The sequence below is a fragment of the Synechococcus sp. CBW1006 genome (genome assembly GCF_015840525.1).
In the GTDB taxonomy this organism is placed as follows: domain Bacteria; phylum Cyanobacteriota; class Cyanobacteriia; order PCC-6307; family Cyanobiaceae; genus CBW1002.
This window is the reverse complement of record NZ_CP060396.1, coordinates 3,090,846-3,104,323: the sequence shown is the minus strand read 5'-3', so window position 1 is coordinate 3,104,323 and position 13,478 is coordinate 3,090,846. Positions and strand designations below refer to the sequence as shown.

The 13,478-nt window shown below is 61.4% G+C and carries 17 protein-coding genes; 8 read left to right on the top strand and 9 right to left on the bottom strand.

Annotation, left to right across the window (positions count from 1 at the left end; translation table 11 throughout):
• Positions 1–10 precede the first annotated feature (10 nt).
• The 7 genes from H8F26_RS15155 to rsmA all read right to left on the bottom strand — a co-directional run bounded on the left by H8F26_RS15155 (position 11) and on the right by rsmA (position 6,045).
• Positions 11–217, bottom strand: a complete 207-nt coding sequence (locus H8F26_RS15155) for a hypothetical protein (RefSeq protein ID WP_197155314.1) — start codon at positions 215–217, stop codon at positions 11–13.
• Complete coding sequence (secF, locus tag H8F26_RS15150; RefSeq protein ID WP_197155312.1) at positions 217–1,188, bottom strand: protein translocase subunit SecF; 972 nt, start codon at positions 1,186–1,188, stop codon at positions 217–219. Before secF ends, H8F26_RS15155 begins: the two co-directional genes overlap by 1 nt.
• The gene (gene secD, locus H8F26_RS15145) at positions 1,185–2,702 is read right to left on the bottom strand and encodes a protein translocase subunit SecD (RefSeq protein WP_197155304.1); all 1,518 of its coding nucleotides are present in this window, start codon (positions 2,700–2,702) and stop codon (positions 1,185–1,187) included. The genes secF and secD overlap by 4 nt, the downstream gene beginning before the upstream one ends.
• Position 2,703: 1 nt before the next feature.
• Entirely contained in the window at positions 2,704–3,687 is a 984-nt protein-coding gene (locus H8F26_RS15140; RefSeq protein WP_197155297.1) for a pyruvate dehydrogenase complex E1 component subunit beta, read from the bottom strand.
• A gap of 175 nt (positions 3,688–3,862) precedes the next feature.
• Positions 3,863–4,180 (bottom strand): DUF3082 domain-containing protein, encoded by a 318-nt coding sequence (locus tag H8F26_RS15135; RefSeq protein WP_197155295.1) that lies wholly within the window; start codon positions 4,178–4,180, stop codon positions 3,863–3,865.
• Complete coding sequence (gene ispE, locus H8F26_RS15130; RefSeq protein ID WP_197155293.1) at positions 4,177–5,130, bottom strand: 4-(cytidine 5'-diphospho)-2-C-methyl-D-erythritol kinase; 954 nt, start codon at positions 5,128–5,130, stop codon at positions 4,177–4,179. The genes H8F26_RS15135 and ispE overlap by 4 nt, the downstream gene beginning before the upstream one ends.
• A gap of 60 nt (positions 5,131–5,190) precedes the next feature.
• On the bottom strand, positions 5,191–6,045 hold the full coding sequence (gene rsmA / locus H8F26_RS15125) for a 16S rRNA (adenine(1518)-N(6)/adenine(1519)-N(6))-dimethyltransferase RsmA (protein WP_197155291.1): 855 nt from the start codon (positions 6,043–6,045) through the stop codon (positions 5,191–5,193).
• Between the two features lie 93 nt (positions 6,046–6,138).
• Here rsmA and H8F26_RS15120 point away from each other — a divergent pair, with 93 nt between their 5' ends.
• A complete protein-coding gene (locus tag H8F26_RS15120; RefSeq protein WP_197155283.1) occupies positions 6,139–6,408 on the top strand; it encodes a hypothetical protein in 270 nt (89 codons plus the stop codon).
• A gap of 26 nt (positions 6,409–6,434) precedes the next feature.
• On the opposite strand, the gene H8F26_RS15115 is transcribed toward H8F26_RS15120, so the two are convergent.
• Positions 6,435–6,824 (bottom strand): YraN family protein, encoded by a 390-nt coding sequence (locus H8F26_RS15115; protein ID WP_197155281.1) that lies wholly within the window; start codon positions 6,822–6,824, stop codon positions 6,435–6,437.
• Positions 6,825–7,049: 225 nt separating this feature from the next.
• Here H8F26_RS15115 and H8F26_RS15110 point away from each other — a divergent pair, with 225 nt between their 5' ends.
• Both H8F26_RS15110 and H8F26_RS15105 read left to right on the top strand, forming a co-directional pair.
• A complete protein-coding gene (locus H8F26_RS15110) occupies positions 7,050–7,493 on the top strand; it encodes a pentapeptide repeat-containing protein (protein WP_197159257.1) in 444 nt (147 codons plus the stop codon).
• Positions 7,487–7,942, top strand: coding sequence for a hypothetical protein (locus H8F26_RS15105; protein ID WP_231605257.1), 456 nt, complete (start codon positions 7,487–7,489; stop codon positions 7,940–7,942). Before H8F26_RS15110 ends, H8F26_RS15105 begins: the two co-directional genes overlap by 7 nt.
• 250 nt (positions 7,943–8,192) lie before the next feature.
• Here the strand turns inward: H8F26_RS15105 and H8F26_RS15100 are convergent, their stop codons facing one another.
• Positions 8,193–9,650 (bottom strand): ammonium transporter, encoded by a 1,458-nt coding sequence (locus H8F26_RS15100; protein WP_197155279.1) that lies wholly within the window; start codon positions 9,648–9,650, stop codon positions 8,193–8,195.
• Between the two features lie 296 nt (positions 9,651–9,946).
• Between H8F26_RS15100 and H8F26_RS15095 the strand changes: the two genes are divergently transcribed.
• The 5 genes from H8F26_RS15095 (at position 9,947) to H8F26_RS15075 (ending at position 13,435) form a co-directional block, all read left to right on the top strand.
• Positions 9,947–10,288, top strand: coding sequence for a P-II family nitrogen regulator (locus H8F26_RS15095; protein ID WP_197159255.1), 342 nt, complete (start codon positions 9,947–9,949; stop codon positions 10,286–10,288).
• Positions 10,289–10,430: 142 nt separating this feature from the next.
• Positions 10,431–11,687, top strand: coding sequence for a glutathione S-transferase family protein (locus H8F26_RS15090; protein WP_197155277.1), 1,257 nt, complete (start codon positions 10,431–10,433; stop codon positions 11,685–11,687).
• A gap of 82 nt (positions 11,688–11,769) precedes the next feature.
• The gene (locus tag H8F26_RS20265; RefSeq protein ID WP_197155275.1) at positions 11,770–12,486 is read left to right on the top strand and encodes a M23 family metallopeptidase; all 717 of its coding nucleotides are present in this window, start codon (positions 11,770–11,772) and stop codon (positions 12,484–12,486) included.
• Positions 12,483–13,070, top strand: a complete 588-nt coding sequence (locus H8F26_RS15080; protein ID WP_197155273.1) for a DUF2808 domain-containing protein — start codon at positions 12,483–12,485, stop codon at positions 13,068–13,070. Before H8F26_RS20265 ends, H8F26_RS15080 begins: the two co-directional genes overlap by 4 nt.
• Positions 13,071–13,285: 215 nt before the next feature.
• On the top strand, positions 13,286–13,435 hold the full coding sequence (locus H8F26_RS15075) for a hypothetical protein (protein ID WP_197155271.1): 150 nt from the start codon (positions 13,286–13,288) through the stop codon (positions 13,433–13,435).
• Positions 13,436–13,478: the final 43 nt, after the last annotated feature.

The following is a 13,478-nucleotide window of genomic DNA, read 5'->3' as shown; positions in this document are numbered from 1 at the left end:
TGGCCAACACTCAGCGGCGGTAGTGCCGCCACAGCGACGGTTGCAGCAGCAGCACCAACACGGCCAGGGGATGGGCCCGGATCGCAAACCCCAGTGCCGTCAGGGTCACGTGATCCAGCAACAGCTGCAGTTCGACCCGAAGATCCGCGAGGGCGAACAGCAACAGGGCGATCGGGACAAGAAGGCCTGCCCTGCCTCGCCGCACTGGGGTCTCCATCAACGGGACAGCAGTGGCAGAAGGGTCGGAGCGATGCCGATGCTCGACCAGCTGCCAACAGAAATGCCGATGGTTAGGGCCACAGCGAACCAGAACAGGCTGCTACCTCCGAAGAAGATCAGGGCCAGCAGTGGTAACAGGGTGGTGAGCGAGGTGTAGAGCGAGCGGGTGAGGGTGGCATCCACAGCGACGTCCACCTGATCGATGAGCGAAAACTGGCCAATCAGGGATTTCTGCTCCCGAATCCGGTCGAACACCACCACGGTGTCTGTCACCGAATAGCCGGCCACGGTGATCAGAGATACGGCAAAGAGCGAGTCGACCTCAATCCCTTGGAGCAGACCGAGCCAGGCGAACACCCCACAGGTGATCAGCACATCGTGACCCAGAGCCAGCAGGGCCAGAAAGGCATAGACACGGTCGTAGCGGAGGGTGATGTAGGCCGCGATTGCCGCAAAACTCACCAGCAGAGAAATCAGGCTGCCTTGCAACAGCTGCGCTCCGAGCGTGGGGCCGATCGTATTGACCGAGGTACCGGCCTGATCGAGCGGACCCACATCCGCGGCCATCTCCTCAATCACCGCAGCGCTCTGGGCCGGCGCCAGAGCGGGCAACCGCAACACCACGGACTGGCCCTGATCCAGCACCTGCACGGCGACGCTGGAGATGTTCGGTGCCTGCTCCTCTGCTTCGCTGGGGAGGCTGATCCGGGCCAGGCGCTGCTGGATCTCCTGTCCATTGATCGCTGAGCAGGCGCCTGGATCACAGGCACGCTCGATCTGGATCTGGGTGCCGCCGGTGAAATCGAGCCCCGGCTTCAAGGGTGCACCGATGGAAGGAGTGAACCAGCAGATGGCCAGGCCGATCAGGCTCAACAGGCAGGCAACCCCAGACCCGATCCAGGCGACGCGTCGATGCCGGCTGATGCGGAAATAGCGAAGGGGTGGAAGGGAAGCAAGGCTTGCGGTCATGCGGCGGTGCCGGGGAGCTGGGTGGCAGGCAGGAAGTAAGTGGAACGGCGCAGGCTTGGATAGCTCATCAGCAACCGCAGCAGCGTTCGGGTACACGTCAGTGCGGTGAACAGGCTCAGCAGAAGACCGATCCCCAGGGTCACGGCAAAACCCTTGACCAGGCCGGTGCCGAGCGCGAACAGGGCGACGCAGCTGATCAGTCCCGTGACGTGCCCATCGAGGATCGACGACAGGGCAAGGGAGAAACCGGAATCGATCGATCGGATCAAGGTGGTGCCCTGGCGCAGTTCCTCCTTGACCCGCTCGAAGATCAGAACGTTGGCATCGACCGCGATGCCGATCGACAGGATGAAGCCTGCGATCCCCGGCAGGGTCAGGGTCACCGGAATCAGGGCGTAGATCGCCAGGTTGAACAGGGCATAGAGGCTCAGGGCCACCACCGCGACCAGGCCCGGCAGGCGATACACCCAGACCATGAAAACCGCCACCAGAGCCAGGCCTGAGAGAGCGGCCAACAAGCTGGTACGGACGTTTTCAGCCCCAAGGGACGGACCCACCGTTCTGACCTCCACCACCTTCACAGGCAGGGGCAGAGAGCCGCCGCGGAGCTGCACTTCCAGATCCCTCGCTTCCTCGGCACTGAAGTTGCCGGTGATGCTGGCGGAGCCACCGGCGATGCCGGCAGCCTTGAACTCAGGTCCCACGGTGGCCTCGCTGATCGATCGACCGTCCAGCACGATCCCAAGCAGGCGACCTGTGCCGGCGATCGACTGGGTGAGGGTGGCGAACTTCTCCCCGCCTTCGCGATTGAACCCGAGGGTCACTTCCCAACCCGCTCCGCTCTGCTGCTGCTGGCGGCCGGCAGTGACCAGATCCTTACCGGTGAGGCCTGTGGGTTCAAACAGGTCGACAACCCGGCTGTTGACCGCTTCCAGGAGCAACCTGAGCTGGTCAATTTCGCTGCTGCCGGCTGGAACGGTGAGGCCCATGCTGCGCATGGCATCGGCCAGTTCGTCGGCCTGGAAATCAGGCGGCGGCTCCGGATTCGGAGCTCCAGGGGCAGTGGGCGGCTCGTTGACCTCTGCGGTGCGGCGCTCCTTGCTGCGTAGAACGGCTTCGGATTGGCGTTTGAGCGCCAGCAGGCCGCGCAAGGCCTGCTCAGTCCCGGGCTTCTGGGTGCGGAACTCAAGCAGGGCCGTGGTGCCGAGCACTTTGGCGGCACGACTGGGATCCTGCTCGCCGGGCAGCTGCAGAACCATCTGGTCGTTACCCACCGTCTGGAGAGTGGATTCGGCCACGCCCAAGCCATTGATGCGGCGATCGAGCACCTCCTTGACAGCCTCGAGCTGTTCCTTGTCGACTGTCTTGATGGCACCGGCCGGCAGCACCTGCAAGGTCAGCTGGCTGCCGCCGCGCAGATCCAGACCGAGCTGCAAGGGATAGCTGGCAAGAAGGGCTCCAGCGGCGATCGCCAAAGCCAGGATCAGGGCGAACCACCCCTGTTGTCGTGCCATCTCAGATCAGGCCCGCCTTGAGCTGCCGAGCAGCGTCCACGATCTGGTGGGGCTGAATGATCGTGAGATTTTCCAGGGCACCGTTGTAGGGGGTGGGGATGTCCTGGGAGGACAGCCGCACCGGCCGCGCATCGAGATCGTCGAAGCAGTGCTCCGTGATCAGGGCGATCAGTTCGGCGCCGATGCCGCCGGTCTTCATGCACTCCTCCACCACCAGTACCTTGTGGGTCTTGCGGATGGAGCGGGAGATCGTCTCCATGTCGAAGGGCTTGAGGCTGATCAGGTCGATCAGATCAACGCTGACCCCCTCGGCTTCCAGTTGCTCCACTGCCTTGAGGCAGTGGTGACGCATGCGCGAATAGGTGAGGATCGTCACGTCGCTGCCCTGCTGCACAACCTCGGCCTGGTCAAGGGCGCAGACGTAGTCGCCGGCGGGGATGTCCTCGGAGAGGTTGTAGAGCAGCACATGCTCGAAGAAGAGCACCGGATTGTTGTCGCGGATGGCGGCCTTCATCAGGCCTTTGGCATTGGTGGGGGTGCTCACCGCCACGATCTTGATGCCAGGCACCGCATGGAAATAGGCCTCGAGGCGCTGGCTGTGTTCCGCGCCCAGCTGCCTCCCGACCCCACCGGGGCCGCGCACGACGGTGGGAATGGTGTAGTTGCCGCCGCTGGTGTAGCGCAGCATCCCCATGTTGTTGGAGATCTGGTTGAAGGCCAGCAGCAGGAAGCCCATGTTCATGCCCTCCACGATCGGGCGCAGGCCCGTCATGGCAGCGCCCACGGCCATGCCTGTGAAGCTGTTTTCGGCGATGGGCGTATCCAGCACCCGCAGTTCGCCGTACTTCTCGTAGAGATCCTTGGTGACCTTGTAGGAGCCGCCGTACTGGCCCACGTCTTCTCCCATGACGCAGACGTAGGGGTCACGGGCCATCTCCTCGTCGATGGCGTCGCGCAGGGCGTTGAACAGAAGAGTTTCAGCCACTGCCAAGCGGTGTCCAGATTCGCGCCAACTTATCTCAGCCGCCCGCTGCAAAGGTGCTCAGCAGCAGCACCGAGAGCAGCAGGCCCGGCAGCAGCAACGTGACCAGCAGGCCCAGGTCGTGGGGAGTCATCGGATCAGGTCCACCATCAGGGAAGACCGTGCGAGGTCCCCGAGCTTAAGGACTCTGCTCGCTTCCGGCAGGCACCAGGCTGCGCAGGAACACCAGAAACAGCCCCAGGCCGATGAAGCCAAAGCTGAAGGTGGCCAGAAAGCACATCCCCACCACCAGGGTTTTCACGGCGGTGGCGATGCTCTGGGCCATCGCCGAGCCGTAGCTGGGCGGATGGTCGATGTAGTACCCCACGACCCGCTGGCTCACCCCCAGGCTGAGCCAGCCCAGCAGGGCACTGGTGAGGGCACCCGAGAGAAAGCTGAGCGGGCCCTTGCGGGGCTGGGTGGTTGTGGAGGGCGTCGCCTCCTCGGATTCACTCATCGGTCGGCACAGGCGAGTGGGTCCAGGCTGACACCGGAGCTGCTGCAGCGGCAGCACCAGGCCTCGAAGCCAGCGTCCCTCAGTGGTGTCGCCAGGTGTTCCAGGGCCCTCTCCGCATCGGCCACCGTGCTGAACAGGGCAAACAGGCTTGGACCAGACCCGCTCATCGCCACCTGCTCGGCCCCCGGGGCCTGCCGCAGCAGAACCAGCCCCTCACGGACGCAGGCCACCTCTGGCTCCACCACCGTCTGGAGATCGTTGCGCAAGGGCGGCCAAGGGCCATGGCCCTGCAGAGCCGCCAGCATTGGCCCCTGCCGCAGGGCCTGACGGCGCTGCTCAAAAGCGGATTCACCCTCCACATAGGTGGCCTGCCTCCGCAGGCGGCATAACCCGTAGGCCCAGGGGGTCGACACGCTCACATCGGGATGCTTGATCAGCAGCACCCCGAGGCGCGGCGGCTCGGGCAAGGGCACCGGCTCCAGCCGCTCACCTCGCCCGAAACAGAGCTGGGTACCGCCGACCAGGCAGTAAGGCACATCGGAGCCGAGCTCTGCCGCCAGATCCAGCAGTTCGGAGCGATTCAGTTGCAGATTCCAAAGGGCATCCAGGCCCACAAGGGCCGCCGCCGCGTCACTGCTTCCTCCCGCCAGCCCCGCTCCGATCGGGATCCGTTTCTCCAGGCGCATGGACGCGCCGAGGTCGAGCCGACCCACGTGGCGCCGCAACCGATCCGCAGCCTTCACAATCAGATTGTTGCCATCACTCGGAAGGTCAGACCGATCACTCGACAGTGTCAGTTCCGCATCAGGGCGCGCCTGCAGACACAGCCGGTCTTCCAGATCGAGGGTCTGCATCACCATGGCCAGCTCATGAAAGCCATCCGGCCTCAGACCCAGCACTTCCAGGTGCAGATTGATCTTGGCGGGGGCCCGCACAATGAGCTCAGCCATGGCAACAGGCGGCGGCGGCATCTGCCGCGTGGACTGGGCCTGAGTCTGCAGGAGCTGGGTTCAGCACTCAGTGGAGCTCGATTCTCCTCCGATTGGTTGAACCTGAGAGCCATAGGGCTCCAGGGCCGTAGCCAGGGCCACCCATTGGGCAGGTGAGAGCATCTGGGGTCGGTCCTGAAGGTCGATCCCGGCCTCTGCCGCCACGGCAAGCAACTCCTGGTCACCCACAAGGCCGCAGAGACTGTTGCGCAACATCTTGCGCCTGGCGGCAAAGCAGCGGCGCAGCAACGACTCCACGGCCCGGGCCAGACGGGGTTCAAGGCGGTCGGAAGCCGCCATCGGCTCCAGGGCAATCACTTCGGACATCACCTTCGGCGGCGGCTGAAAGCACCGAGGCGGCACACTGCAGACCGAATGGCAATGCGCCAGCAACTGCATCCGCACACTCAGCGCCGAGTAGGCACTGCTGCCGGGACGGGCTCGGATCCGCTCTCCCACCTCCTGCTGCACCAGCAACACCAGGCGTGCGTAGGGCGGCTCCACGGGCCGATCGAGGCGGCCCAGCAGCCTTTCCAGCAGGGGTCCCGTGATGTTGTAGGGGATGTTGGCCACCACTTTGTCGGCTGCTGGCAAGGCAACCACGAGGGCATCGCCTTCGATCAAATGAAAGCGGTGATCATCTGAAAAGCGCTGTCGCAGGCCTTGAACCAGGTCACGATCCAGCTCCACCGCCTGCACAGATGCCGCCGGCGAAGCCAGAAGCCGTTCCGTCAGGGCTCCGCGTCCAGGCCCCACCTCCAGGACCCGATCTTCAGGCCCAAGCTGAGCGGCGGCCACGATGCGATCCAGAACGCTCTGATCGATCAGCCAGTGTTGGCCAAAGCGTTTGCGCGCCCGGTGGGCAGCGAAAGTCATGGCAGGCCGGGAACAAGCATCCAGATTGCAGCGCCACAGGCCCAGCCTGGCTATCAAGAGAGAAGCCTTGCTCGTCGTTGCGAGAGATCTTCCATGCTCCGCCACCCTCCGAACCTGATCTGCATCGGCTGCGCTCTGATCGGCACGGTGCTGTCCTGGCCGTCACCGGCCCAGGCCGGCAGTGCAACCGCTGAATCGGTCTGGGACAAGTCCAATGCCCTGCAGCGGGCCATGGAGCAGATCCCTGCCGGAGCCACGGTCACAGGGCAGCGCTGCGAAGAATTCGGGGTGGGATTCAACAACACCCGCTACCGCTGCTCGGTGGAATACACCACTGATCCGCCCCCGACCCAGGCGCCCTAGGAGCGGTGGTTGCCAGCAGACCACCCTCAACCCAGACCAGCCTCAATCCGCAACCAGCGCACCGCATCCAGCCCCACCGGCAGCGGTACCAGGGCCAGCACCACCTCCACCGGCCGATCTCCCAGATGGGGATGGGCTGCCAGCCAGCACGCCCATGCCCGGGCCAGACGCCTCCGCTTGATCACGCCGAAGGCCGCTACACCGCCTCCATCACGGCCTGAACGCCGCCGCGCTTTCACCTCAACCAGCAGCAACCGCCTGGGCTTTGCCAACACCAGGTCCAACTCACCCCAGCGGCACCACCAGTTGCGGGCAAGAACGGTCCAGCCATGTCGCTGCAGCAGCAACGCCGCCCAGTCCTCTGCCCCCTGACCCCGCTCCCGGGTGGAGGCTTTGCATCGTCGGTGGAGTCCCATCGATCCAGAGCATGGGGTGACTTGAGCAGAGTTCCCCAGCGGTGTCATCGCGGCAGGAAGACCGTCCCAAACTTTTCCTAGGGTTGGACCACCCGTCGATTCGCTATGGCCAGGGCCTCCCAAGGAGCCTCTCCGAGCCTGCTGGACCTGGTGCCATGCCACTCCGCAGGGCTCAAACTGGAACGTCTGGGCCGCTTGCTGGCTGGATGCCTGAGCGCCATCGTGATGCTGCTGGGTGTTCTGAGTTGGGCAGCACCTGCTCCAGCAGCGATGGACTATGCCAAGCAGGTGCTGATCGGGGCGGATTTCCGGGAAGCGGATCTGCGTGGTGTCACCTTCAACCTCACCAACCTGCGCGATGCCGATTTCACTGGAGCCGATCTCCGCGGCGCCAGCCTGTTCGGCGCAAAGCTGCAGGACGCAAGCCTGAGAGGAGCGGATCTGCGCGAAGCCACTCTGGATTCGGCGGTCTTCAATGGAACCGACCTTCGCGATGCGGTGCTTGAAGATGCCTTTGCCTTCAACACCCGCTTTCAGAGTGTGGCCATCGATGGTGCCGACTTCACCAATGTTCCATTGCGCGCCGATGCGCTCAAGACTCTCTGTGCCTCAGCCAGCGGCACCAACCCAATCACTGGTCGCAACACCCGCGACACCCTGGGATGCTGACCATCATGAGCTTTGATGCCCATAGCCTGGAACGATTGAAGCAGCTGGGACGAGCCTTACCACAGCCGCTGCCTTTGCCTCAGCCCAAGCCAGCGCCTGGCCATACGACCAGTGAGCGACGCCATCAAGTTGAAACCGAAGAGGACCCGGCCGAACTGTTTCGCCAGCTGATGCGGGTCAGTCCCGACGGGACAGTGCCGCCCCATCTCATGGATCGGTTACGTCAGATGGAGGTGAAGACATCCAGCAACCCTGAGCCCGTGAAGGCAGACGCTCTGGATGACAATCGGCGAGTCCGGTCCAGCGGCCAACAACGGCAAGGGCGGCAGGGGAAGCAGCGAGGCAAAACAACCGAAAAAGCCGGACGACATGAAGCCGAACTGAAGAGTCAGAATCAAGAACTGTATGCCGCTTTTCAGCAGCTTCTGCTAGAAGACGATGATGGTTGATGGCTAACTAAATAGGAAAGACCATATCGCTGATGCTTTGTTGCGCATGTCATCAAAAATGCGAGAAGAAGGCCCCCAACAAAAGAGAATCAAGAAACATGTGTCTTATCTCCTGATTCAAAGAAACTCCTCACCTTTAAGGGCCTCCCCTGTCGACAAAAAAAATCACCGATCCGGAGAGCAGGCCCAGGAGCGGTGATTGAATCAACAAAATTCTGAAACCCTAATGAGGATTATCGGAATTTAAAGTTCACTTTGCAGAAGATGCAAAGTCGGGATAAGCTTCCATGCCATGCTCGCTAATGTCGAGACCTTCGATTTCTTCAGACTCTGACACCCGAATGCCTCCAAACATGGCACCAATGATCGACCAAACGATCAAAGAGGTGATCACAGCGAAAATGCCATAGGCAAGGACGCCGACGATCTGATAGCCGAATTGGGTGAAGCCATGGCCGTAGAACAGGCCTTTCTCCTGATTGAACAGCCCAACTGCAAGGGTTCCCCAGATTCCACAGGTGCCGTGCACGGAGAAGGCACCAACCGGATCATCAATCTTCAGGCTGTCGATGAAGGCAACCGAGAAGACCACGAGGCCGCCACCGATGAAGCCCATGACCCAGGCACCAGCCATCGAAATGCCGTCACATCCCGCAGTGACACTGACCAGACCGGCAAGGATGCCATTGATGGTCATGGTGAGGTCGGGCTTTCCACCTCGAATCTGGGAGATGACAGTTCCGGAGATCGCACCACCAGCAGCACCCAAGGTGGTGGTCACGGCGATGTAAGGAACAGCCTGATCCATGGCGAGTTGGGATCCAGGGTTGAATCCATACCAACCGATCCAGAGGATCAGGCAACCGAGAGTCGCAATGGCCATGCTGTGACCAGGCAAAGCCATCGGCTTGCCGCCCACGAATTTACCGATCCTGGGACCAAGCAGGATTGCACCGACCAGGCCAGCCCAGGCTCCGAAGGAGTGAACGATCGAGGATCCAGCAAAATCAATGAAACCACCGGCTTCGCCACCGAGACTGGAAAGCCATCCACCATTCCATTGCCAAGCGCCGGCAATGGGATAGAGAAATCCAACCAAAATCAGCGAGAAAACAACAAACTCGCCAAACTTGATCCTTTCAGCAACAAGTCCGGAAACGATTGTGGCCGCCGTAGCAGCAAATGCAACCTGGAAGAAGAAGTCAACAGAAGGAACAAGGCTGCCTTCGGTGACCATTTCAGCAGTTACTTCGGGATCAAAGAAAAGCCCGTTGAAGTACAGCCAACCATCAACCAGCGCATCGCCGTACATCAGCGAAAAGCCAATCAACCAATAGGCGCTTGCCGCAAGAGCAAACACAATCAGGTTCTTCAGCAGAATGTTGACAGCATTTTTTTGCCGGCACATTCCCGCCTCCACCATGGCGAAACCGGCGTTCATGAAAACGACGAGGATCGCGCAGACAAAGATGAACATGTTGTTGGCCAGGAACGCTGGCGTGAGCTCAGGGAGCTCAGCCGCGTGGGCCGACAGGTTGAAAACGCCCAAACCAAGCAAGGCCAGTGGCACGCAGGCCAGCCAGGTGAGGGAGCGTTGGGATGAGAGACCCCGAATGCTGCGAACAATCAGCGACGGAGCCTCAATGAGACTGGCCTCCTGCAGACGCCTCGAGGCGGTGCGTCTGGGGGCGCGCGGAGCAACTGTCATGGAGCGTGATGACTCAAAAAAAAGCAGAGGCTGCACGGGAGTGGAAGGCCATGAAGCCCTTCCCTGAGGTCCAAAAGTGCTCGTTAAGGCACCTTTGCTAAGTGTCCGTCGCTACCAAATCGCCAATCCGTGCCTCCAGGGGCCTGTCATTCCTCAATCCACACCGTCTGGCTGATTCCCATGCAAGCGGCAGCTGTGTCAGCGATTCGTCGCATCTGCCGTTGCATCTGGCAACATTTGCTACACACCTCCGGGCGGACCCTGACAAAGTGGAGATCCAGCCACTTGCCAAAGCCTTGAAACAGATTCAGGCCATCATCCGTCCCGAAAAGCTCGATCCCGTCAAGGACGCACTGGTGGAACTGGGCATCAATGGGATGACCGTGACCACCGTCCAGGGCTTCGGCAAACAGATGGGGCACACAGAGGTGTATCGCGGTGTGAAGGTGGAAGCACGTCTTCTCTCCAAGACTCTCCTGACCTTGGTGGTGACTGACGAAAGCTGTGACAAGGTCGTGGAGGCTCTGCTCAAGAACGCCCAGACCGGTGAGATTGGCGACGGCAAGATCATTATTACCAACGTCGAAAATGCTATTCGCATCCGGACCGGTGAATCCGGAGATGTCACTCTGATCTGAAGCTCACTGGTCTGATTGCTTACTGAAAATTCCTTTATTGATCAGTTCGCTCCTTAGTCCTTCTGGGCTGAGGGGTGTTTTTATTATGTGGCTGGTTTTGTGAGCGTCACGAGTAGAGGCTCGATACTCCATGATTGTTGTCATGCCTTCCGAACTTTCGCCAATCCCATTCGAGGCCTGCTTGCCACTTGACTGGCTCAGCCTCGAGACGCTTGCAGCTTCACTGGACGATCCTGTTGAAGGTCTGACCAATTCCCAGGCGACCTTGAGGCTGTTCGGACAACCCGAGACTTCCGTTCGGGTCACCCTGTACCGCGACCACCACGCCTGGTGTCCGTATTGTCAAAAGGTCTGGCTGTGGCTGGAGGAGCGGCGGGTTCCCTATCGCATCCGCAAGGTCACGATGTTCTGCTACGGCGAGAAGGAGTCCTGGTACCGCCAACGGGTTGCCTCGGGGATGTTGCCCGCTCTGGAGATCGATGGACATCTGGTTACCGAGAGCGATCGCATCCTGGAAGCTCTGGAAACAACTTTTGCTCCACTCGGTCCAGGCATGAACGATCCCACTGTGCTGCCCCTGCGGCGCCTGGAACGCCAGATCTTTCGATCCTGGTGTCAGTGGCTCTGCACACCGAGCCGTTCCATCGACGACGACAGTCACCGCCGTGATGCGTTTCGCCGTGCTGCCCAGTGCATGGAAGCAGAGCTGCAGCACACTCCTGGCCCCTTCCTGCTGAGTGACTTCAGTACGGCTGACCTGGTTTTCGTGCCTTATCTCGAGCGGATGGCGGCTAGCCTCCTTTACTACAAGGCTTATGCCTTGCGTCAGGAGCATCCAGCCATCGATCGCTGGTTCCAGGCCCTTGAGCGACGCCCCACGTATCTCGGGACCCAGAGCGACATCCATACCCACGCCCACGATCTGCCCCCTCAGATGGGTGGCTGTTATCCCAGTGGCACGGCTGAACAGCAGGCCATCGCCAGTCGAGTCGATCGAGGTCCATGGCCCATTTGTGAGCCCGACCCCGAAACGTCTGCACCCGTGCCGCCGGATGCTGCGGCCGTAGCCCTCGCCAGGGTTCTGCGGCATCGGACTGTGCTGGTGGCGCGCCAACCCTCCAACAGCGGCTTTGATCAGGCCCTGCGTGCTGCTCTCACCCGCCTGATCCAGGGGACGGCATGCATTCCACCTCCAGGCAGTGCCGTCCGGCTGCGTGACCTGCGGGATCACATCTGCGTTCCGCGCGATATGCCGCTTCATTCAGCCCGGCTGCTGCGCCAGGCCCTTGAGGACACAGCAAAGCTCGATCCACGCAGCCCCGACGATCAACCACCAGCCCTCTCACAGCGCCATCGCCGGGATCAGGATCCGCGTCCATTCCTGACAGCCAGTCGCTGAAGCTGTCCCTGCCACTGGACGGTGGCGCGGCTTCAGTTCACCGTGTGGCTGTTCTGGTCGTTCCGCTTGAACGGGTGATGTGATGGCCGCTTCAGGCTCTCTGGCCCTGCTGCTTGTTGTCCTAGGGGGAGCCCCAGCCTGGGCGTCATGGGACGAAACCGCAGCGCCGGGAATTCCCCCCAGACCAGCGACCATTCCCACGCGTCTGGCGGTGGCCGATGTTCTGCCATCTGCTGGCTCGTTGGACGATCGCGCTGCGGACCACAGCAACGCGGTTTCAGGTGTGCAATCCATTCCTCCACTGCTGGATCCCTTGGCTGGAGCGACCCAGCAGGTGGATCCCTGGGGTTGGCGCTTTTCCGAAGCCCGCGGAGCCTGGAGAATGCATACGGGCCTCGACCTCGCCGCACCCGCTGGAACTGGTGTGCGAGCCAGCCTTGCAGGGACCGTTGTTCTGGTTGAATCCGTTGGTGGGTATGGCCTCACCGTGGTGCTGGCTCACACCAGCCAACTTGAGACGCTCTACGCCCACCTGGAATCCACGGATCTCCAACCAGGCGATGCGGTCCAGGCTGGCCAGCCGATTGGCCGCGTCGGCATGAGTGGGCAGGCCACCGGTCCCCATCTTCATTTTGAACTGCGACGCCGTGGCGATGTTGCGGTTGAGGCACTCGACCCCACCCCCCATCTGACTCGACTTCTACCACCACCAGTTCTTCCGCCGCTTCCAGAGTCAGCACCGGGAACGTTGGCAGCGCTCGCTGAGTCCAGCCAAGCAACCAGTCAAGGCGCGCCATGACCTCCAGCTTCGACATCACAAGGCTGAATCCTTGGAAAAGGACCCGGGTTGGATTGGTGCTGTTGTCCTGTCTGGCTTGCGCAGCAGTCTTCCAACCCCTGAGAAGTGGAGCTGTCGAGCTACGCGGCAGCACGGTGTTCCTCAGAGCCCCCTGGAAAGTAGATCTGAGGAGTTATTACACCAATGTCTTCGAGCGTTGGGCTGAGTACTACTTCACCCTCACCCTTGCCGAGGATGCTGGTGCATCACTCGGCGGTCTCACCATTCAGCAGACTCGCGGTGCAGACTGGCAATTCCCCTTCAGCCCGGAGAGAACCCGGGCCTTTCTAGGGCAACCCCGTCACGGTGGAGCTCCAGTCCCGGTTGAAGCCAGCTTTGACCCAAGTCTCCGCCGCTTCAAGCTGAGCTTCCCAGAGCCGATACCGCCCGGAAACACGATCACAGTGATGATCAAGCCATGGCATAACCCTGCCCAGGCTGATACGTACATGTTCCAGGTAGAAGCCATTCCAGCTGGACCCAACCCAATACCATCAGCCGTTGGATCAGGAACCCTGCGGATCTATTCCATCGATCGTTATTGATTCAACAGCCTGGGTATCTGAGTGTTCGCCAATCTCCATTGGTTGTACTCACTTCAACCCCAATTCCGACCGGACCGCCCACGGCACCACCCATTTCCTGCCACCAACTGATCGCTTCACTCCAGGCTGACTCGAGCGAGTCATAGAGATCATCCAGAACCGGGTGAGGCATGCCCTGCAGGTCGACCAACCGATACAGGCGTGGACCAACGGCATTGAAGCCGCCACCTCGCTCGAAAGGGCGCGGTGGAGACGAGCTGGACGTGCTGCTGCGCAAGGAGGGAGAACGGGAAGCGCTGGCAGGCGACATCGATGCAGACATCGGCAAGCAACTCAGAGACCATCAAGGATCATCGCTCCTGTGACAGCTGCTGACTGTCACCTTTACGACATCTTCAGAAGCTCACG